Below are 20,311 nucleotides of genomic sequence, written 5' to 3'. Positions count from 1 at the left end.
CGCCCACCTCCTCGGCGACTTATTGCCCAAAGGGGACAGTTCGGGGCGCTCAGAGCGGCCGAAACTGTCCCCTTTGGGCAATAAGTCGGGGTTTCCGTCTGTCAGTCGAAGACTTCGGAGCGGGTCCCGGTGGGGACGAAGCCCTCACCGAAGGTGCGGCAGAACGTCGGGTCCACCGTGAGGTCCCTGCCCTCGGCGGCGTCGAACGCCCGAGCCCGGCCGAGGTTCCACTCGAGCAGGTCGTCGTCGCGGTCGTCGCTCTTCTCCATGTGCCACGTGACGACGCAGGCCGCCTGCTTGTCGTCGAGCCCCTCGAGGATCGCCGGCGTCGCGTCGACCCCGAGCCCGGCGAGGTAGTAGGTGTCGAGCTCGCCCGTCGCGGCGAACCGCTCGATGTTGCGCGTCGCCACCCAGGCGTCGGGGTTCATCAGGCCGAAGCCGAGGAAGAAGAGCGCCCCGGAGAGCAGCGCCGCCCGCGGGACCCACGTGCCCTTGAGCCGCACGACCGCGACCATCATGAAGACGACGATGAGCCCGAGCCAGAGCTCGAAGCCGTCGACGAAGACGCGGAGCACGGTGTAGCCGTAGGCCTCTTGGTAGAGCGACATCCGGTAGAGCGCCGAGGCCACCACCGCCAGCGTGAGGGTGCACAGCGCGAGCAGCGAGACCCGCAGCGCCATCCGGTCGGACGCCGTCTCCTGAGCCGCCTTGCGGGTCGCGATGCCGACGACGACGAGGGTGAGGAACGTCGCGGTGGTGAGCTGGCCGAACCCCTGGTGGACGTACTCGGCATACGTGAGACCGGTCGTCTCGCGGAGGTACTCGTGCCCACCCCACATCGCCGCCGCCTGGGCGACGAGGAACATCGCGAAAAGGGCGATGACGACGCCGAGCGGCACGAGCCACTCCCACCGGTGCCGCACCGGCGCACCGCGCGGCACGTCGAGGTCGGCGATGCGCGGCGGGTTGAGCGAGAGGTAGGCACCGGCCAGCGCGATGCCGGCGACGAAGACGAAGACGAAGATGCGGGCGATGATCGAGTCCCACCGCAGGTCGGGGATGAGCGACTGCGCCCACGACCCGAAGATCGCGTCACCGGATGCGAAGAGCCCGCCGAAGAGGACGAGCCCGACCGCCGCGATCGCGACCGTGCGCAGCACCGGCCACAGCAGCGGCGTGCGGCTCGTCGCCGTGAGCGTGCGCCCGAGCAGCGGCAAGCCGCGCAGCCCGGCGAGCACCCACGACATCGCCGACAGCGGGATGCTGACGAACGAGCGCGCCCGCGTCACCGTCGCCGCGAGCAGCAGGGCCGCGATGAGCACCGCCAGGACGGCGATCCACTCGGTGGCCCGCACGAACGTCATCGCCGTGAGACCGACCCCGACGGCGACGCACGCAATGCTCCACGGGCTGCCACTGCTCTGCGACGGCCAGAGGATGAGCGCCGCCGCCGCGAACGTCACGAGACCGGCCGCGAGCCCGATCCGCCTGTCCGGCAGCAGGATCGACGCGAGCAGACCGATGAGCAGGGCACCGATGAGCAGCGCCGGCTGAGGGCCAAGACCCGACTCGGGCCAGAACTTGCCGAAGAGCTGGTCGGTGAACGGCGGCGGCCCGGGCCTCGCGACCGTCGTGCCGGGACCAGCCACCGCGGCAGGCTGGGCGGGCTGCGCCGGCGGCTGGGCGGGAGTCGTCGTCATCGTGACCTCCGAGGTCGGTGGGGCGGTCGGCAGGCTCGCCTCGCGCACGCGGGATCGGGTATGCCGTGGCAGCACCGCGCGCAGTCGCGCTCCCCTGCCGCCCGGCGGGGTGGGAAGGACGGAGACCGAGCCGCCGTGCAGCTCGCACACCCAGGCGGCGATGGCAAGGCCGAGGCCCGTCCCTCCACCTGAGTCGTCGCCGGTGCCGTAGCGGCTGAAGACGCTGGCCGCCTTGTCGGCGGGGATGCCGGGGCCGTCGTCGACGACCTCGAGCGACCACGAGTCGTCGTCGAGCGCCGTTGCGGTGAGCCGGATCTCACCATAGGGAGGGCTGTGCCGGGCGGCGTTGTCGAGGAGGTTCGCGACGAGCTGCGCGAGGCGAGCGGGGTCGGCGGTGACCGTGAGGTCCTCGGGGACCACACGGCATACGTGACGGACGGTGCGGGAGCCGAGCTCCGCCTCGGCGACCGCCCCACGCAACAACGCCACCACACCGACCTCCTCGAGCCGCAGCGGGGCGACGCCGGCGTCGATGCGGGAGAGGTCGAGGAGGTCGCCGACGAGGTCGCTCAGGCGTTCGGACTGGGTCAGCGCACCCCTGAGCGCTGCATCGTCCGGCTGAACGACCCCGTCGACGAGGTTCTCGAGGAGCGCGCGCTGCGCCGTGAGCGGCGTGCGGAGCTCGTGCGACACCGTGGCGATGAGCTGGCGGCGCTGGGAGTCGGCGGAGGCGAGGTCCGACGACATGGCGTTAAAGGCGCGGGCGAGCTGGCCGACCTCGTCGGTCGACGCGGTCGAGACGCGCTGGGCGTAGTCACCGGCCGCCATACGGCTCGCCGCCGAGGTCATCTCGCGCAGGGGCGCGGTCATCCCCCGGGCGAGCCACTGCACCACGGCCAGGGCCGCCGCGACCGTCACAGGAAGGGTGAGCCACAACGGAATTCCCGCGCGGTCGCCGATCGTGGCGAAGAGCGCGGCGACGACGCAGCTCGCGCCGACGAGGAGGCCGAGCTTGGCCTTGATCGAGCCGACGCCCTCGAGGGGTTCGACGGTGTTCACGTCGTCTCCAGGGCGTAGCCGACGCCGTGGACGGTGCGGACGCGGCTCGCGCCGATCTTGGCGCGCAGCGACTTGACGTGGCTGTCGAGGGTGCGGGTGCCGGACGCGTCCGACCAGCCCCAGACCTCGCTCATGAGCTGCTCGCGCGAGCGGACGGCGCCCGGGTGGGCGGCCAACGCGGCGAGCAGGTCGAACTCGAGCGGGGTGAGGTGGACCTCGGCGCCCTCGACCATGACGCGGCGTGCCGGTCCGTCGATGCTCACGGCACCTAGCTGGGTCGTCGGCGCGGGCACCGACGCGAGCTCGGCGGCCCGCTCGACCCGCCGCAGCAGGGCGTGGATGCGGGCGACGACCTCGCGCATGCGGAAGGGCTTGGTGACGTAGTCGTCGGCGCCGACGCCGAGCCCGACGAGGATGTCGGTCTCGTCGTCCCGGGCGGTGAGCATGAGGACCGGCACGGGGCGGATCGCCTGGATGCGACGGCACACCTCGAGCCCGTCGAACCCGGGCAGCATGACGTCGAGGACGACGACGTCTGGGTCGTGCTCGCCGAACGCCTCGACGGCGCCGGGGCCGTCGTGGGCCTGGTGCACGGCGTAGCCCTCGGCGCGGAGACGGTCGGTGACGGCCTGGTTGATCGTCGGCTCGTCCTCGACGACGAGCACGGTCGCCTTCGCCTGGCCGCCGGTCCCCGCACCTGTTCCTGTCATGGCACCGACAGTAGGAGCCTTGCTGCACGGCGCGTGGGCGCGACCTGTGGAGATCTCGTGAAGATGAGCGAACGGCATACGGGTCCAGTCGTATGCCGTGGGGCGTGTATCTGGGGCCGCGTGCGGGCCTCCTTCCCGTCAGCGGCCGCGACGCCGCCCGTCGGGGGACGGGCAGCGGTCGTCAGACACAGAAGGGGATTCATCATGAGCTCACCAGCTCGGGCGCGCCGACGCGCCTGTCTCACGGGCGGTGCCGCACTCGCGGTCGCCGCTCTCGTCGTGCCCGCGGCCGTGGCCGGGTCGTCGTCGGGGAGCCTCCCCAACGGCGCCGCGCTCACCGTGGGTGTCACGTCGCCGGTCGACGGCGACTCGTTCCTCGTGCCGGAGGGCGCGAGCACCGTCGACGTGCCACTGTCGGGCACGGCCAGCATCGCGACCGGTGCACCGAGCACGAGCTGGATCTACGTCGTCGACGTCTCCGGCAGCACCGACCTTCCCTGCGACTCGACCCGCACCATCCTCACCTGCGAGAAGGTCGCGGTCGCCGGGCTCAACGACCTCGTCGTCACGGACGGCTCCGCGCTCGAGAGCGGGCTCGCGGCCTTCGGCAGCGGCTCTGCCACGGCCGACATGTCCTCCGCGGCGGGCGACCAGCAGTTCATCGACCCCGCCAGCCCCGAGGTCGACCAGGTCATCAGCTCGCTGCAGGCCGGTCGGATCAACCTGTTCACGACGAAGAACGTCGGCGACGCGGCCACGAACTACGCCGCCGGCCTCCAAGCGGCACAGTCGCTCGTCGCTGCGGCGTCGGGGACCCAGGTCAACGTCGTCTTCCTGTCCGACGGCGAGTCCAACGCGGGGACGAGCGCGCAGTTCACCTCTGCACTCACCGCGGTGGCGGCGGGCGCGACCATCTATCCGTTCGCCGTCGGGGCGGGCAGCTCCTGTGGGGGCGGCTCGGTCGGGACGCTCGACCAGATGGCAGCCGCGAGCGGCACGACGTGCTTCGCGGTGCCGAACCCGGCCAACCTGCCGAACGTCATCAAGAACGTCACCGCCACGACCCTCACCGGGCTCACCGTGACCCTCGACGGCAACCCCGTCCCCGCCACGACGAGCACCGCGCTGCCGACCGCGGGACCGGCCGACATCACGTGGACCGCCCCCGGCGACAACCTCGCTCCCGGCCTGCATGAGGTCTGCGCGACGGCGACCGGCGTCGGCCCCGCGAGCGACCCGACCGCCACGGGTTCGGTGACGCGGTGTGAGAGCTTCTCGGTCTTCGCCTTCGCGCTCACGCCGCCGACGGCGACGAACGAGCTCGGCAGCGACGACACGCACACCGTGACCGCGACGGTCACCGGACCGGCCTCCGACCTCGGCGGCCACCTGGTGGCGTTCTCGATCTCGGCCGGTCCCAACGCCGGTGACGCGGGCACCTGTGCCCCCGCCTCGTGCGAGACCGACGCGTCGGGAGTCGTGACGTTCACCTACACCGTGCCGAAGGAGCCGGCCTCGCTCGGCACCGACACGATCTCGGCGACCGCGACGATCAACGGCGACGAGACGACCCGGTCGGTCTCCAAGCTGTGGCAGGACACGACGCCGCCCGTCGCGCGATGTGTCGAGTCGACCAACCCGGACGGTGACGTCCCGGGCGCTCCCGGCAACGGGGGTCAGGGCCAGAACCAGGACGGCTTCTACCGGCTCGTCGCCACCGACGACGTGTGGCCGGCCGGCGACCTCGACCTCTTCGTCAAGGACTCGGGCAGCTCGACGACGTGGGGACCGTTCGCCGTCGACACCGACATCAAGTACGTCGAGGCCAACGGCGCCAAGCCCAGCCAGAAGCCCGGCGACGGTGTCGTCGAGTGGAACCTCAAGGGTCGCGGCGACGCCGAGGTGTGGGCCGTCGACGGGTCGGGCAACCGCTCCGCGTCGGTGATGTGCCTCGTGCCGAACGCACCGAAGTGACACCCTGACTCGCTTGCGTCCGCACCTCTGGTGGCCATCAGCGCCAGAGTTGCGGACGCAAGCAGTCGCCGCAGTCTTGCGTCCGGCAAGGTGACGGCCAAGCCACCAGAGGTGCGGACGCAAACAGTCGCCGCACCGCTCCTCGGCTCAGGCCGGGGAGCGGTGCCGCGTCCGGAAGACGGTCGGGGTGAGCCCGGTGCACTGCGAGAAGTGGTGACGCAGCAACGCGGCAGACCCGAAGCCGACGTCACCCGCGATCTGCTCGATCGACAGGTCGGTCTCCTCGAGGAGCTCGCGCGCCCGCAGCACCCGCTGGTCGGTGACCCACTGGTGCGGCGTCGTGCCCGTCTCGGAGACAAACCGCCGCGCGAACGTCCGCGACGACATCGACGCCCTCCGCGCGAGGGCCGAGACGGTGTGCGCCTCGTCGAGGTGCTCGAGCATCCACTGGAGCACCGGCCCCAGGCTGTCGGCCTCGGTGACGGGCACCGGCCGGTCGATGAACTGGCGCTGCCCGCCGTCGCGGTGCGGCGAGACGACCATCCGTCGTGCGATCCGGTTGGCGACCGCTCCCCCGTGCTCGCTGCGCACGAGGTGGAGGCAGGCGTCGATGCCGGCGGCCGTGCCCGCGCTCGTGATGACGTTGCCGTCGTGGGCATAGAGGACGTCGGGGTTGACCCGGGCGAGCGGGTAGTCCGCGGCCAGCCGGTCGGTGTGCATCCAGTGCGTCGTGCACTCGCGCCCGTCGAGCACTCCGGCCGCCGCGAGCGTGAACGCACCGGAGCACACCGAGAGGACGTGGGCGCCCCGGTCGACCGCGTCGCGCACCACCTGCTTGACCGCCTCGGACGGCGTGTATGCCGTGGGGCTGGCCGGGATCGCGACGAGGTCGACGTCCGCGGTCGCCTCCAACCCGTGGGTCGCGGTGAGGGACACGCCGACGTCGGTCGTCAGCGGCGTTCTCGGGTCCTCGGCGCAGACCCGGAAGTCGAAGGGCGGCACGCCGTCGTCGGTGCGGTCCATGCCGAACACCTCGGACAGCACCCCGAACTCGAAGAGCGCGACGGGATCCTGGAGCACGACGGCGACGGAACGCAGGGTCATCCCCGCAGGATGACAGGTTGGCAGCATCTTGTGCAAGACGGGCAGTCCTGCCACTCGTGGCAGGATATGGTCGGGCAGCAAACTTGTGCCATGAGCACATTCCTTGCAGACATCGCCCCCGTCGGCCCCGCGCTGATCCTCGTCGCCCTCTTCGTCTGGGCGCTCGAGCGGAGCAACCGTCGCCAGCAGACCGCCCCGTGGTCCGACGACTTCCGCCACCACGTCGACTCCGACGCCGACGTCCGCCGCATCGTCCACGACCTCGAGGCCAACGACCCCCGCGCCTACGACCGCGCCGCCTGACCCCGACTTCTTGCCCCGTTGCGACACGGGAGCGCCAGCGAGCGTGTCGCAACGGGGCAAGAAGTCGCACCGCCCCCGCGCACCGTCCTTCGACTTCTTGCTCGGATGCGACAGCGAGCGCCAGCGAGCGTGTCGCATCCGGGCAAGAAGTCGCAGGAGCCGGGTGGGTCAGGGGTGGATCGGCCCCTGCCGCTCGCTCAGCCGGTCGCCGGCGCCACCCCAGCGCAGCGCGACGATCTCGGCCGCGATCGACACCGCCGTCTCCTGCGGGGTCCGGCCACCGAGGTCGAGCCCGATCGGCGACGACAGCCGCGACAGCTCCTCCTCGGTGAGCCCAGCCTCGCGCAGGTGCCGCATCCGGTCCTCGTGCGTGCGGCGTGAGCCCATCGCGCCGACGTAGGCGACCGCGGGGAGCCGCAGTGCGACCTCGAGCAGCGGCACGTCGAACTTCGGGTCGTGGGTGAGCACGCACAGCACGGTCCGGGCGTCGACCCGTCCCGCACCGGCCTCGTCGCGCAGGTAGGTGTGCGGCCAGGACACGACGACCTCGTCGGCCGCCGGCAGCCGGGCCGGCGTCGCGAAGAGCGGACGCGCGTCGCACACCGTGACGGCATACCCGAGGAAGGCGCCCATCTCGGCGACCGCCGCCGCGAAGTCGATGGCGCCGAAGACGATCATCCGCGGGCGCGGCGCGTAGGACGCGACGAAGACCCGCATCCCCTCGCCGCGCCGCTCCCCCTCCGGCCCGTAGGTGAGGGTCTCGGTCGTGCCGTGGTCGAGCAGGCCCCGGGCGTCGTCGGTGACGGCGGCGTCGGCCCGGTCGAGCCCGAGGCTCCCCGACGCCGAGTCCGGTCGCACGACGAGCCGCCGGCCGACCCATGCCGGGTCCGGGTGGGCGACGACGGTCGCGACCGCCACCGGCCGCCCGGCCTCGATGTCGTCGGCGACCTCGCCGAGCTCCGGGAACGACTCCGGTGTCACCTTCTCGACGAAGACGTCGAGCTCGCCCCCACACGTGAGACCCACCCCGTATGCCGTCTCGTCCGAGACGCCGTAGTGCGCGAGTTCCGGTGTGGCAGAGGCAAGGACGTCCAGACCGACGTCGTGGACGGCACCCTCGACGCAGCCCCCGGAGACCGAGCCGACGACGGTGCCGTCCGGTCCGACGAGCATCGACGCACCCGGCGGGCGTGGCGACGACGAGAAGGTGTCGACGACCGTGGCCATCGCGACAGGCTCACCCGCCTCCCACCACGCGCGCAGCTCGCGCAGCACCTCACGCATCGGCCACCACGTCCAGCAGGTCGGCGAACGCGGCCATCGAGTGGCCGGGGACGAAGGAGTCGACGTGCGGCAGCGCAGCGACGATGCCCTGCTGGACCGGCTCGTAGGCGTCGAGGCCGCGGTGCGGGTTGGCCCAGACGACGTGGTGCGCGAGCGAACGCAGCCGCCGCATCTGCTCCGCGAGGCCCTCGGGGTCCCCGCGTTCCCACCCGTCGCTCACGAGGACGACCACGGCGCCGCGCGCCATGCCCCGGCGCCCCCACAGGTCGAGGAACGCCTTGAGCCCGTCGGCGAGCCGCGTGCCGCCCGACCAGTCGGGGATGGTGCGGCCCGTGGCGACGAGCGCGCGGTCGGGGTCGCGCTGGTGCAGGGCGACGGTGACGTGGGTGAGCCGCGTCCCAACCGTGAAGACCTCCACGGGTCCGGCCGACCGGCACCAGGCGTGGGCGAGACGGAGCAAGGAGTCGGCATACGCACTCATCGACCCCGAGACATCGAGGAGGACGACGACCCGGCGCGGGCGCTCGGCCTGGGTCCGCCATCGGACCGGACCCGGCTCGCCATGGCGCCGGACCATCTCGCGCATCGTGGCGCGGGCGTCGACACGGCCGCGCGGGGCAGCCGTCCAGCGGTGCGTGCGGCGGCGCGGCGGACGCGGCCTCAGCCCGGCGAATATCCGGGCCAGGGCAGCACGCTCACGAGCCGACATCGTGGCGATGTCCCTGTGCCGCAACACTTCCATCGCACTCGCCTGTGCTCGGACGTCGTCCGCCCTGGGCTCGTCCGGCTCCACGCCAGAGCCGTCGTCGCGCCCGTCGCGCAGGTCGGCCATCGAGGCCGGTGGCCGCGTCGAGGGCGCGCGACGCGCAGCAGCGGGGCGCTCGGCACCGAACCACACGGCATACACGAGGTCGTAGCGCTCGAGGTCGGCAGGCGAGCCGCAGAGCGTGGCCCGCCCGACGGAATACACCGCCGCGCGGTCCTCGAGGCCCACGGTGGCGACGGCGAGGAGGTAGGTGCGCTCGCGATCGGCGGTGACGGGGACGCCGGCGGCGCGCAGGGCGCGCGCGAAGCCGAGGAGCACCTCCTCGGGAGCGCGGGTGGTGGTCACGACGTCACCGGGCGAGGATCCGGTCGAGCGAGGCGCGGACGCGGTCGGCGTCCTCGCGGTACTTGACCGCGACGCCGAGCGAGGCAGCGGCCGAGGCGGTGTCGAGGTCGCGCACGCCGAGCTCGTGCAGCGCCCGGGCCCAGTCGAGGGTCTCGGCGACGCCGGGCGGCTTGACGAGCTCGGTGTCGTCGCGCACGGCGTGCACGACTCGGACCACCTGAGCCGCCAGCGCCTCGGCCACCTCGGGTGCCCGCGACCGCACGATCGCGAGCTCGCGCTCGAGAGAGGGGTGCTCGAGCCAGTGATAGAGGCAGCGTCGCTTGAGCGCGTCGTGGACCTCGCGGGTGCGGTTGGAGGTGAGGACGACGAGCGGCGGCACCGAGGCGCGCACCGTGCCGAGCTCGGGGATGCTCACCTGCCACGTCGAGAGGACCTCGAGGAGGAACGCCTCGAACTCGTCGTCGGCCCGGTCGATCTCGTCGACGAGGAGCACGGCAGGGGCCTCGCGCAGCGCACGCAGGATGGGACGGGCGACGAGGAAGCGCTCCTCGAAGAGACCCGCCTCGACCTCGGCGAGCGATCCGGTGCCGTTGGCCCCGGCGCCGTCGACGGCCTCGACCGCGCGCAGGTGGAGGATCTGGCGGGGGAAGTCCCAGTCGTAGAGCGCCTGGCTCGCGTCGATGCCCTCGTGGCACTGGAGCCGGATGAGCGGCACGCCCGCGGCAGCCGCGAGCGCCTCGGCGAGCGCGGTCTTGCCGGTGCCGGGCTCGCCCTCGAGGAGCAGGGGACGCGACAGCCGGGTGGCGAGCCAGGCGATCGTCGCGAGGTCGTCGTCGACGAGGTAGCCGGTGGCCTCGAGCGCGGCGCGCAGGTCGGCTGCGGTGGCGGTGCTCCCGGGGGCGAGGTCCATACCGTGCATCGTCACACGGACGGGGTCAGACGTCAGCGGGCCGGTCGATGTCGCGCCCGGTGGCGAGGTCGGCGCACTCGACGAGGCGCGGCTGCTGCGAGGCGAGGTAGTCGCGGGCGCCGTGGTCGCCGACGGCGCTCTCGCACACCCCCTTCCAGTGCTCTCGCCCGAGGAGCACCGGGTGCCCGGGAACCCCTCCGTATGCCGCCCGCACGAGGACGTCGGTCAGGTCGCCGCCCGCGGAGGCGAGCAACCGGACGTGCACGTCGGACGACACGTCGGGCAGGTCCACGAGCATGAGCAGCACCGCCTCGGCGTCGGTGCTGTCGAGGACCTCGAGCCCTCGGCGCAGCGAGGCGCCCATCCCCTCGTCCCAGTCGGTCGCCTCGACGACGACCCCGCCGGCGTGCTCCGCGTGCACGGTGACGCTGGCGGCTGCCGACCCGACGACGACGTGAACCTCGCCCACCCCCGCCGCGTGCAGCCGGTCGATCGCCCTCTCGACCAGCGAGGGTCCGCACGGCGAGAGCCGCAGCAGGGCCTTGGGCCCGCCCATGCGCCGCCCCGCCCCCGCCGCGAGCACCAGCCCAGCGACCCCACCGTCAGCCATCCGCACACTGTGTCACCGAACCCCGGTCCGGCGCTCCCCAGCCTTCGGACCGGAGCGGTGTGAACAATGGGCACCATCCGACCGACCCCGATGGACCAGACGGAAGGCACCGATGAGCATCACGACGAGGGCCGCGGTGCTGCGACGGTCGACCGGGGACCTGCCCTTCGCCGAGTCGGCCCCGCTCTCGGTCGAGGAGGTCGAGCTCGACGGGCCCGGCCCCGGCGAGGTCCTCGTGCGCATCGCCGCCGCGGGCCTGTGCCACTCCGACCTCTCCGTCGTCAACGGCGACCGGCCGCGACCGCTGCCGATGGTGCTGGGGCCGAGGCGGCGGGGGTCGTCGAAGAGGTCGGGTCCGGCGTCACGGACGTGGCGCCGGGCGACCGGGTCGTCTGCTCCTACGTGCCGTCCTGTGGCACCTGCGCCGAGTGTGCCGCCGGCCACCCCGTCCGGTGCGCCGACGCCCAGGCCGCGAACCGCGAGGCCCGGCTCGTCACCGGCCGCCGCCCCTTCCGTGACGCGTCCGGTGCCGAGCTGCACCACCACCTCGGCGTCTCGGCCTTCTCCGAGCTCACCGTCGTCTCGCCGCGCTCGCTCGTGCCCGTCCCCGACGACGTGCCGCTCGAGCTCGCCGCGGTCTTCGGGTGCGCGGTGCTCACCGGCGCGGGCGCGGTCCTCAACACCGCCGCGGTCCGTCCGGGCGACTCGGTCGTGGTCGTCGGGCTCGGAGGTGTGGGCATCTCCGCCGTCATGGCCGCGGCACTCGCCGGCGCCCATCCCGTGATCGCCGTCGACACCGTCGAGTCCAAGCTCGCGTCGGCCCTCGCGGTCGGCGCCACCCACGGTGTCCTCGCGGGCGACGACGCCGTCGAGGGGGTCCGCGAGCTCACCGGGGGCGGGGTCACCGTGGCGGTCGAGGCGGCCGGACACCCGGCCGCGCTGGCCACGGCCTATGCGGCCACCCGGGTCGGCGGCCGCGTCGTCGTCGCCGGGCTCCCCCACCCGCGGCACACGGTGGACGTGCCCATCGCCTCGCTCGTCGGCGAGGAGAAGTCGATCCTCGGCTCCTACATGGGCTCGGCCGTGCCGCGCCGCGACCTGCCTCGGCTCTTCGACCTGTATGCCGCGGGGCTGCTGCCCGCGGACGCCCTCGTCACCTCGCGCTCGGTGCCGCTCGACGACGTCAACGCAGCGCTCGACCGGCTGCACGCGGGGACCGAGGTCCGCCAGATCCTCCTCCCGGGCCACCGCTGACGCACACTGTGTCCATGGATCCCACGGCCGCCGACAACAGAGCGGCGACCGCGGAGGGGGAGGAGCGCCCCCCAGGTCAGGACCCTGCCTCCGAGCGTCCCGCGTGGGCCCAGCTCCTCATCGCCCTCTCGCCCCTCTCGGTCATCCTCGTCGCGTATGCCGTCGCCCAGTGGGTGAGTGCCCCGCTGTCGCACGGCGAGCTCACCGAGGGCGAGGTCAACCGCCTCGGCGCGGGCCTGCAGATCATCTGGCCGGCCGCCGCCGACCGCGCGACCTTCGGCACCCTCCCCACCGTCTGGCTGCAGGACCTGCTCCTGCGCCCCGAGGCGCAGTGGTGGGACGTCGTCGCCTCGGTCGTCTACGTGACGCACTACGTCGCGCTGCCCGTCGCCACCGGGTGCCTGTGGTTCCTCGCGCGGCAGCGGTTCGCCGGCTGGGTGACGTCGGTGCTCGTCCTGACCCTCGCCTCGATCGCGACCTACATGCTCTTCCCCGCGTCACCGCCCTGGCTCGCCGCCGACCTCGGGGTCGTCGAGCCGGTCGAGCGGCTGTCCGCCTTCGGATGGGAGGGCCTCGGTCTCGAGCCGGTCGGCGCCGCCCTGGAAGGGCTGCAGGGTGACAGCAACCCGGTGGCCGCGATGCCCTCCCTGCATGCGGCGGTCCCCGCGCTCCTCGCGGTCTTCCTCTGGCCCGGCTCGCGCTGGTGGTGGCGCGTGGCGACCTGCGGCTACGCCCTGCTCATGGCCTGGACGCTCGTCTACACCGGCGAGCACTACGTCGTCGACGTCCTCGCCGGGTGGCTGGGCGCCGGCGCCGCCGTCGCGACGGCACGGCTGTCGACCCTCCTTCGCGAGCGCCGGACCGACCCGGAGGACTCGGGGCCGGGGGTCGAGGCGCGAGACGTCAGGTGGACCCCGGCGGCGGAGGAACGGGCCTGAAGGTTCGCGAGGTACTTTCTGGTATGGCTCCCCCGTCCTCGCCGGCCCTCGAGGCCGAGCTGCGCCGGTGGCTCGAGAGCGGCCGCCTCCGCGCCCGGTCACTCGGTCCCGGCATCGACGAGCTGTGGTCGGCCCTCGACCGCTGCTCCTCCGGAGGCAAGCGGCTGCGACCGCAGCTCCTCCTCGCCGCACATCGCTGCTACGGCGGGAACGAGGACGAGGTCGCCCTGCGGGTGGCCGCCGCCCTCGAGCTCCTGCACACGGCCTTCCTGGTGCACGACGACGTCATCGACCGCGACCTGGTGCGTCGTGGCGCCGACAACATCTCCGGCACCTTCGTCACGTGGGCCTCGGCGCGCGGCGCCTCGCCCGACGGCTCCGCGTCGGCCGGCGTCGCGGCAGGTGTCCTCGCCGGCGACCTCGCCCTCGCGGGGGCGATGCGCATCGTCGCGCTCTGCGGCGCCGACGCCGCGCGGACCGAACGCCTGCTCGACCTCTTCGACGACGCCATCGCCGTGAGCGCGGCCGGCGAGCTGGACGACGTGCTGCTCTCGGTGTGCGAGTCGACGGACACGACGGTGGAGGACATCGTGGCCATGCACTACCGCAAGACGGCCGCCTACTCCTTCCGGCTGCCGCTCCAGGCCGGTGCGCTCCTCGCGTCCGCACCCTCGGAGGCGCACGAGCCCCTCGGCGTCGTGGGCCGGCTCGTGGGCATCGGCTTCCAGCTCGTCGACGACCTGCGGGGGGTCTTCGGTGAGGAGGCAGCCACCGGCAAGGACACGCTCGGCGACCTCCGGGAGGGCAAGCTCACCCCCCTCATCGTGCACGCGCGGGGCACCGCCGCGTGGTCGAGCATCGCCCCCCACGTCGGCGACCGGTCCCTCACCGAGACCACCGCGCGCAGCGTCCGGGCCCTCCTCGAGGAGTCCGGGTCGCGGGAGTTCGTCGCCCGGCTCGCCGAGAACCACCTGCGGGAGGGCCTGCGCACGGCCCGGACCTCCGGTCTGCCCGCGTCCCTCGTGGACGAGCTGTCGTCCCTCACCGACCAGATGCTGGAGAGCGCCGCGTGATGCTCCGTCGCCACCCCAAGGACGGCTCGTCCGGATGGGCCCAGGCCGAACAACGCCAGTTCGACGCGGTCGCCCGGGACACCGCGGCCCGGGTCATCCGGACCTACTCGTCGTCGTTCGGGCTCGCCTCGAGACTGCTCGGCGAGCCCGTCCGCGGCCGGATCCGCGACGTCTATGCGTTCGTGCGCCTCGCCGACGAGATCGTCGACGGACCCATCGGGGTCTCGCGGCCCGACCGTGCGGAGGCGGCGCTCGACCGCTTCGAGGACGAGACGCGGCAGGCCCTCGTCGACGGCTACAGCCCGAACCTCGTCGTGCACGCGTTCGCGGGGACCGCACGCCGCTGCGGCATCGACGACGAGCTCATCGCGCCGTTCCTGCGCTCGATGCGGGCCGACCTGACCGTCACCGAGCACGACGAGCAGAGCTTCCTCGACTACGTCTACGGGTCTGCCGAGGTGGTCGGTCTCATGTGCCTGCGGGTCTTCATGATCGACGGGGCACCTGCACCCGTCGTGGTGACGCCGTCGGCGGAGCTGGAGGAGGGCGCCCGCCGTCTCGGCGCGGCCTTCCAGAAGGTCAACTTCCTGCGCGACCTGGGCGAGGACTTCCACGTGCGGGGGCGTCGCTACTTCCCCGGCATCGACCCGGATGCGCTCACCGAGGCCGACAAGCACCGGATCCTCGACGACATCGACTCCGACCTCGCCACGTCCAAGGCCTCGGTCGACGCCCTGCCCAAGAGCAGCCGAGTGGCCGTGGCGGCCGCGCACTCGCTCTTCGACGAGCTCTCGGCCCGTCTGCGCGCGACACCGGCGTCGCTCATCCCGCAGCAGCGCGTCCGGGTCCCCTCGAGCGTGAAGAACCGGATCGCGATGACCTCCCTCGTCCGGGGACTGACGCCGTGAGCACGCGGCGCAGGGTGGTCGTCATCGGGGGTGGGGTGAGCGGACTCGCCGCGGCCGCACTGCTGGCGCGCGACGGGCACGACGTGGAGCTGCACGACCGCGGTGAGGTCGTCGGTGGCCGGGCGGGCCGGTGGGCGTCCGACGGCTTCGTCTTCGACACCGGGCCCTCGTGGTGGCTCATGACCGATGTCTTCGACCACTTCTTCCGTCTCCTCGGGACCACGACCGAGGCCGAGCTCGACCTCGAACGTCTCGAGCCGGCATACCGGGTCTTCTTCGAGGGCGACCCGACGCCGCTCGAGGTCCGGTCGGGTCGCGACGAGGTCGTGGAGACCTTCGAGGCCGTCGAGCCGGGAGCGGGCGACGCGATCGCTCGCTACCTTGACTCCGCGCGCTCGACCTACGACCTCGCCGTGCAGCGCTTCCTCTACACGACGTTCGAGTCGTTCACCCCGCTCGTGCGGCTCCAGGTCCTGCGACGACTCGGGCGCCTCGGACGACTTCTCACCCAGCCGCTCGAGTCGTTCGTCGCCGGGCAGGTGCGCGACGTACGGCTGCGCCAGGTGCTCGGCTATCCGGCCGTCTTCCTCGGCACGTCACCGAAGCGGGCGCCGGCGCTCTACCACCTCATGAGCCACCTCGACCTGGTCGAGGGCGTGCACTACCCGCACGGCGGGTTCGCCCGGCTCGTCGACCGGATGGCGGCCCTGGCCGAGGCCGAGGGGGTCCGCATCGTCACCGGCTCGACCGCGACGGCGATCGAGACCGAGCCGCTCGAGGGGCGCGGGAGGCGCGCACGGGTCACGGGTGTCCGCGTCCGGGACGACTCCGGCGAGTCCTTGCGGCCCGCCGACCTCGTCGTGGCGGCGACCGACCTGCACCACGTCGAGACCGAGCTGCTGCCGGCCGACCTGCGCGAGCACTCCGACGCGTGGTGGGAACGCCGCGACCCGGGCCCCGGCGCCGTGCTCGTCCTGCTCGGGGTCCGCGGCCGGGTGCCCGAGCTCGCCCACCACTCCCTCCTCTTCACGACGGACTGGCAACGCCACTTCGACGTCCTCCACGGGTCGGGCGACCCCATGCCGGACCCGGCGTCGATCTATGTCTGCCGTCCGTCGGCGACCGACCCGACCGTCGCCCCCGACGGCGACGAGAACCTCTTCGTGCTCGTGCCGACGCCGGCCGACCCCGGCCTCGGAGCCGGTGGTGTGGACGGTGCCGGTGACGAGGCGGTCGAGCGGATCGCCGACGCCGCCATCGCCCAGATCGCCGCGTGGGCCGGCGTGCCCGACCTCGCCGAACGGGTCGTCGTGCGCCGCACCATCGGACCGAAGGACTTCGAGACCGACCTCAACGCCTGGTCCGGCGGAGCGCTCGGTCCGGCCCACACGACGACGCAGAGCGCGTTCTTCCGGGGCCGGGTCTCGTCCGGCACCGTCGAGGGGCTGCACTTCGCGGGGTCGAGCACGATCCCCGGCATCGGGCTGCCCATGTGCCTCATCAGCGCCGAGGTCGTGCTCAAGTCGGTGCGCGGCGACTCGTCGACCACGCCGTTGCCGGAGCCGCTCACCCCGACGGCGACCGGAGCGGCCGGAGTCGGCGCCGACGACTCGACGGCGGGGCGGGGCTCGTGACGCTGGGCAGCTGGGCCTATGTCGCCATGCTCGTCTTCTGCCTCGTCGGCACCATCCCGCTCGAGCTCGTCCTCGGGCTCGGCGTGCTGCGACAGGTGCGCCGGCTCGGCCTGACGATCCTGCTCGCGGCCGGGCCGTTCGTGCTCTGGGACCTGTGGGCCACCGACGCGGGGCACTGGTGGTTCGACCCCGAGCAGACGCTGCCGGTGCGGGTGGCCGGCATCCCGCTCGAGGAGATCGGCTTCTTCGTCGTCATCCCGCTCTGCGCGATCCTCACCTACGAGGCCGTGCGGACGCTTCGCGGGCGACCGGGACGCTGGTTCGCGCGCGAGCGCACCGACGCACCGCGGGTGAAGGAGACGACGTGACCTACACCTCCCTCACGCTCATCGCCCTGGTCACCTCCGTCGTCCTCGACCGCTGGGTGTTGCGCACCCGGCTGACGTCGTCGAGCACCTGGTGGTTGTCCTACGCCATCGTCGTGGGCTTCCAGCTGCTCACCAACGGGTGGCTGACCGGTCGCCGCATCGTCAGCTACGACGGCGACGCCATCCTCGGCAGCGGTGCGGTCGAGGCCCTCGGCGACGGGCGCATCGCGTTCGCCCCGGTCGAGGACCTCGGGTTCGGCTTCGCACTGCTCCTGCTCACCTGTGCGGTCTGGGTTCGGCTGGGCCCCCGCGAGGATGCCCGGAGCACGACGTGAGCGCGCCGATGCTCTTCCCCGGGCCGAGCGCCCTCGACATGGCCCGGGCCTTCCGTCGGGTGAGAGCCGACCCCCTGAGCTTCCTCGACGAGGTCCGTGACGAGTTCGGCGACGTCGCGGCCTTCCCGGTGCCGGGCACACCGGCGCTGCTGCTCTCGGGACCCGACGACGTCCGCCACGTCCTGCAGACCTCGGCCCGTCGGTGGACCAAGAACACCGTCCAGTACTCCGCACTGGGCCGGATCACCGGCGACGGGCTGCTCGCGAGCGCGGAGCCGTCGTGGATCGAGCACCGTCGGGCGGCGGCTCCGGCCTTCCACCGGCACCGGCTGGCCGCCGTCAGCGAGCACGTCGTCGGCGCGACCGACGAGGCCCTGCGCGGCTGGGACGTCGGGCGGGCAGGGCCGGGGGAGGTCGAGGTCTCCGAGGTCATGGCCCGGCTCGCCCTCGACGTCGTGGGACGCGCCCTCTTCGGCTCGGACCTCTCGGGGCACGCCGAGCGCCTGCTCGACGCGACCAGCGCCGCGGCCGTGCTCGTCGTCAAGGCAGGTCGCTCGATCCTGCCCTTGCCGCACGCCGCACCCACACCGCTCAACCGGCGGATCCGCGCCGCCCGCCGCGAGTTCGACCGGCTCTCGCACGAGATCATCTCGGGCCGGCGGCGCTCGACCGCCAGGCGCGACGGCTCGGGTGACGACCTGCTGGGCCTGCTCCTCGACGCGGGGCTGTCGGACGACGAGATCCGCGACGAGCTCGTGACGATGGTCATCGCCGGGCACGAGACGGTCGCCGCCGGCCTCACCTGGACCCTCATGCTGCTCGCCGAGCACCCCTCCGACCAGGACGACCTGCACCGGGAGGCGGTGGGGCTGCCGGTGCCTCCTCCCATCGTCGGTGCTGGGGCGGCAGCGCCGCTCACCCGCGCGGTCGTCGACGAAGCGCTGCGTCTCTATCCCCCCGCGTGGGCCATCTCGCGCCGGGCTGCCGCAGCGGATGCCATCGGTGGCCGAGACGTGCCCGCGGGGACGCTCGCGATCATCAGCCCGTGGGTCGTCCACCGCCACCCCGGGCTCTGGGAGGCGCCGCTCGACTTCCGCCCCGAACGCTTCGCGGCCGGGCGGGACCATCGCGGCGCCTACCTGCCGTTCGGTGCGGGACCACGCCTGTGCATCGGGCGCGAGTTCGCGCTCGCCGAGATGGTCGTGGTGCTCACCCGGGTGCTGGCGGACTTCCGGTTCGACACGCCACCGGGCTGGTCCCGTCCCTTCGCCGAGGCCAGGGTGGCGCTGCACCCCCGCGGCGGCATGCGGCTCGTCGTCACGTCGCGGGTCGGGTCCTCGGCGTGACCGCCTCCGCCTGGTCGCTCGCGTGGGACGTCGTGCTCTGCGTCGTCCTCGTCGCGTCCATGGTCGTCCTGGCACGCCACCAGCTCGCCCGGCTGCGCACGCTCCCCGCCCCGCAGGCGGCAGCACCGGGCCCGGAGGAGCCCGGCCTCCCGGACGTGTCGGTCGTCGTCCCCGCGCGGAACGAGGCGGTCTCGGTCCCTGCGCTGCTGGCCTCGCTCGCCCCGGTGCGCGCCTCGCTGCGCGACCTCGTCGTGGTCGACGACGGCTCGACCGACGGCACCGCCGACTTGGCCGCCGCGGGCGGCGCGCACGTCCTGCGGGCGCCGGAGCCCCCGGCGGGATGGGTCGGCAAGTCGTGGGCCTGCCACTTGGGCGTGCAGGCGACCTCCGGCTCGGTGCTCGTCTTCCTCGACGCCGACACCGACCTGTCCACGGAGGCCCTCCCGGCCCTCCTCGAGCAGCACACGCGCGAGGGAGGTCTCGTCTCGGTCCAGCCGCACCACCGCCCGGTCCGGGCCTACGAGCAGCTGTCCGCCTACTTCAACGCGGTGTCGCTCATGGGCACGGGCCTGTTCGCCCCCCGTCCGCCCTGCGTCCCCATGGCCTTCGGGCCGTGCCTCGTGACGTCCCGAGCCGACTACGTCGCGGCCGGGGGCCACGAGGCCATCCGGGGAGAGATCCTCGACGACGCCTCGCTCGCCGCCGCCTACGACCGAGCCGGCTTGCCGGTGTCGTGCGTCGTGGGCGGCGCCGCCGTGGCGATGCGCATGTATCCCGGCGGCGCGCGCCAGCTCGTCGAGGGCTGGACCAAGAACTTCGCCTCGGGCGCCACGCAGGCCGACCCTCGCTCCTCCGTCCTCGCCGGGCTGTGGGTCGCGACCCACTGTGCGGTCGCGGGTGGCGTCGTCTCGGCCCTCGTCACGGTGGCGACCACCCGAGGGGCCGTCTCGGCCTGGCTGTCCGTCCTCGTCTGGCTGCTCGCCTGGGTCGCGACCGCGACCCACCTGCGCGGGCTGCTCGCACGCATCGGCACGTTTCGTTGGTGGGCCTGGGTCCTCTTCCCGGTGCCGCTGGCCTTCTTCGCCCTCGTCTTCCTCCGGTCGCTGGTCCTCACCCACCTCCTCGGCAGGGTGACGTGGCGAGGGCGCGACGTGGCCGTGGGCGCACGGCTGCGGAGCGAGTGATGCTGGCCCAGCAGGTGCCGCTCCCGCTCGTCGTCGTCATCGACGTCGTCGCGTGGGGCCTGTTCCACGCCGTGACCGGCTACCTCGCGCACCGGCTCCCGCGCCACCGGCTCGAGAACGACGGCTGGCTCCTGCGGACCCGGGCCTTCGAGGACGCGCGGTTCTACCGCGACCGCCTGCGCATCCACCGCTGGAAGGACCGGCTCCCCGAGGCAGGGAACCTCTTCGCCGGTGGTGTGAGCAAACGTGAGCTGGCGTCGCTCGACGACGACGGGCTCGAGGCCTTCACCCGTGAGACGCGCCGGGCCGAGCTCGGGCACTGGTGGGCGATGGCGTGCGCCCCGCTCTTCGTCCTGTGGAACCCGCCGCTGCCGTCGGTCCTGCTCGTCGCCTACGGGGTCCTCGTCAACCTGCCCTTCATCGCGATCCAGCGCTACAACCGGCTGCGCATCACCGGTCTCCTCGGGCGTCGGCGCCGCCGGGGCCCGACGCCACCGGCCACCTGA

Annotated in this window: 19 protein-coding genes and 1 pseudogene; 13 read left to right on the top strand and 7 right to left on the bottom strand. The window is 73.2% G+C overall.

What is annotated here, in order from left to right:
* Positions 1-101: 101 nt before the first annotated feature.
* Complete coding sequence (locus tag N798_RS05410) at positions 102-2,759, bottom strand: DUF4153 domain-containing protein (RefSeq protein WP_035946876.1); 2,658 nt, start codon at positions 2,757-2,759, stop codon at positions 102-104.
* Positions 2,756-3,469, bottom strand: a complete 714-nt coding sequence (locus N798_RS05405) for a response regulator transcription factor (protein ID WP_052116952.1) — start codon at positions 3,467-3,469, stop codon at positions 2,756-2,758. The genes N798_RS05410 and N798_RS05405 overlap by 4 nt, the downstream gene beginning before the upstream one ends.
* Positions 3,470-3,673: 204 nt before the next feature.
* On the opposite strand from N798_RS05405, the gene N798_RS05400 reads away from it, so the two are divergent.
* Entirely contained in the window at positions 3,674-5,443 is a 1,770-nt protein-coding gene (locus N798_RS05400) for a vWA domain-containing protein (RefSeq protein ID WP_035946873.1), read from the top strand.
* A 147-nt stretch (positions 5,444-5,590) separates the two neighbouring features.
* On the opposite strand, the gene N798_RS05395 is transcribed toward N798_RS05400, so the two are convergent.
* Positions 5,591-6,547: a GlxA family transcriptional regulator gene (locus N798_RS05395; RefSeq protein WP_035946872.1), complete on the bottom strand. Its 957-nt coding sequence runs from the start codon at positions 6,545-6,547 to the stop codon at positions 5,591-5,593.
* 90 nt (positions 6,548-6,637) lie between these two features.
* Between N798_RS05395 and N798_RS05390 the strand changes: the two genes are divergently transcribed.
* Positions 6,638-6,850 (top strand): hypothetical protein, encoded by a 213-nt coding sequence (locus N798_RS05390; RefSeq protein WP_035946871.1) that lies wholly within the window; start codon positions 6,638-6,640, stop codon positions 6,848-6,850.
* A gap of 168 nt (positions 6,851-7,018) precedes the next feature.
* Here N798_RS05390 and N798_RS05385 read toward each other — a convergent pair whose 3' ends face one another.
* From N798_RS05385 to N798_RS05370, 4 genes are read right to left on the bottom strand one after another with little or no spacing between them, the layout of a single operon-like run.
* Entirely contained in the window at positions 7,019-8,134 is a 1,116-nt protein-coding gene (locus tag N798_RS05385; RefSeq protein ID WP_035946870.1) for an XdhC family protein, read from the bottom strand.
* A complete protein-coding gene (locus N798_RS05380) occupies positions 8,127-9,245 on the bottom strand; it encodes a vWA domain-containing protein (protein ID WP_035946869.1) in 1,119 nt (372 codons plus the stop codon). The genes N798_RS05385 and N798_RS05380 overlap by 8 nt, the downstream gene beginning before the upstream one ends.
* A 4-nt stretch (positions 9,246-9,249) precedes the next feature.
* The gene (locus tag N798_RS05375) at positions 9,250-10,155 is read right to left on the bottom strand and encodes an AAA family ATPase (RefSeq protein ID WP_035946868.1); all 906 of its coding nucleotides are present in this window, start codon (positions 10,153-10,155) and stop codon (positions 9,250-9,252) included.
* A 25-nt stretch (positions 10,156-10,180) separates the two neighbouring features.
* A complete protein-coding gene (locus N798_RS05370; protein ID WP_035946867.1) occupies positions 10,181-10,765 on the bottom strand; it encodes a nucleotidyltransferase family protein in 585 nt (194 codons plus the stop codon).
* Between N798_RS05370 and N798_RS18975 the strand changes: the two are divergent.
* The 11 genes and pseudogenes from N798_RS18975 to N798_RS05320 all read left to right on the top strand — a co-directional run.
* A pseudogene (locus N798_RS18975) lies at positions 10,710-11,317 on the top strand (alcohol dehydrogenase catalytic domain-containing protein); the annotation flags it as partial. The gene N798_RS05370 and the pseudogene N798_RS18975 overlap by 56 nt on opposite strands.
* A 198-nt stretch (positions 11,318-11,515) precedes the next feature.
* Positions 11,516-12,019: a zinc-binding dehydrogenase gene (locus N798_RS18970; RefSeq protein ID WP_308738193.1), complete on the top strand. Its 504-nt coding sequence runs from the start codon at positions 11,516-11,518 to the stop codon at positions 12,017-12,019.
* 14 nt (positions 12,020-12,033) lie between these two features.
* Complete coding sequence (locus N798_RS05360) at positions 12,034-12,957, top strand: phosphatase PAP2 family protein (protein WP_052116951.1); 924 nt, start codon at positions 12,034-12,036, stop codon at positions 12,955-12,957.
* A 23-nt stretch (positions 12,958-12,980) separates the two neighbouring features.
* Positions 12,981-14,030, top strand: a complete 1,050-nt coding sequence (locus N798_RS05355; RefSeq protein ID WP_035946866.1) for a polyprenyl synthetase family protein — start codon at positions 12,981-12,983, stop codon at positions 14,028-14,030.
* Positions 14,030-14,938, top strand: coding sequence for a phytoene/squalene synthase family protein (locus N798_RS18650; protein WP_052116976.1), 909 nt, complete (start codon positions 14,030-14,032; stop codon positions 14,936-14,938). Before N798_RS05355 ends, N798_RS18650 begins: the two co-directional genes overlap by 1 nt.
* Positions 14,935-16,572, top strand: coding sequence for a phytoene desaturase family protein (crtI, locus tag N798_RS05345; RefSeq protein WP_052116950.1), 1,638 nt, complete (start codon positions 14,935-14,937; stop codon positions 16,570-16,572). Before N798_RS18650 ends, crtI begins: the two co-directional genes overlap by 4 nt.
* The gene (locus N798_RS05340; RefSeq protein ID WP_198030712.1) at positions 16,569-16,940 is read left to right on the top strand and encodes a lycopene cyclase domain-containing protein; all 372 of its coding nucleotides are present in this window, start codon (positions 16,569-16,571) and stop codon (positions 16,938-16,940) included. The genes crtI and N798_RS05340 overlap by 4 nt, the downstream gene beginning before the upstream one ends.
* On the top strand, positions 16,937-17,275 hold the full coding sequence (locus N798_RS05335) for a lycopene cyclase domain-containing protein (RefSeq protein WP_035946863.1): 339 nt from the start codon (positions 16,937-16,939) through the stop codon (positions 17,273-17,275). The genes N798_RS05340 and N798_RS05335 overlap by 4 nt, the downstream gene beginning before the upstream one ends.
* A complete protein-coding gene (locus tag N798_RS05330) occupies positions 17,272-18,621 on the top strand; it encodes a cytochrome P450 (RefSeq protein WP_052116949.1) in 1,350 nt (449 codons plus the stop codon). Before N798_RS05335 ends, N798_RS05330 begins: the two co-directional genes overlap by 4 nt.
* On the top strand, positions 18,618-19,805 hold the full coding sequence (locus N798_RS05325) for a glycosyltransferase family 2 protein (protein ID WP_052116948.1): 1,188 nt from the start codon (positions 18,618-18,620) through the stop codon (positions 19,803-19,805). Before N798_RS05330 ends, N798_RS05325 begins: the two co-directional genes overlap by 4 nt.
* Complete coding sequence (locus N798_RS05320; protein WP_035947110.1) at positions 19,805-20,311, top strand: glycosyl-4,4'-diaponeurosporenoate acyltransferase CrtO family protein; 507 nt, start codon at positions 19,805-19,807, stop codon at positions 20,309-20,311. Before N798_RS05325 ends, N798_RS05320 begins: the two co-directional genes overlap by 1 nt.

The organism is Knoellia flava TL1, assembly GCF_000768675.1.
In the GTDB taxonomy this organism is placed as follows: domain Bacteria; phylum Actinomycetota; class Actinomycetes; order Actinomycetales; family Dermatophilaceae; genus Knoellia; species Knoellia flava.
The sequence above is the reverse complement of the archived record's forward strand: the minus strand, read 5'-3'. Positions and strand labels throughout refer to the sequence as shown.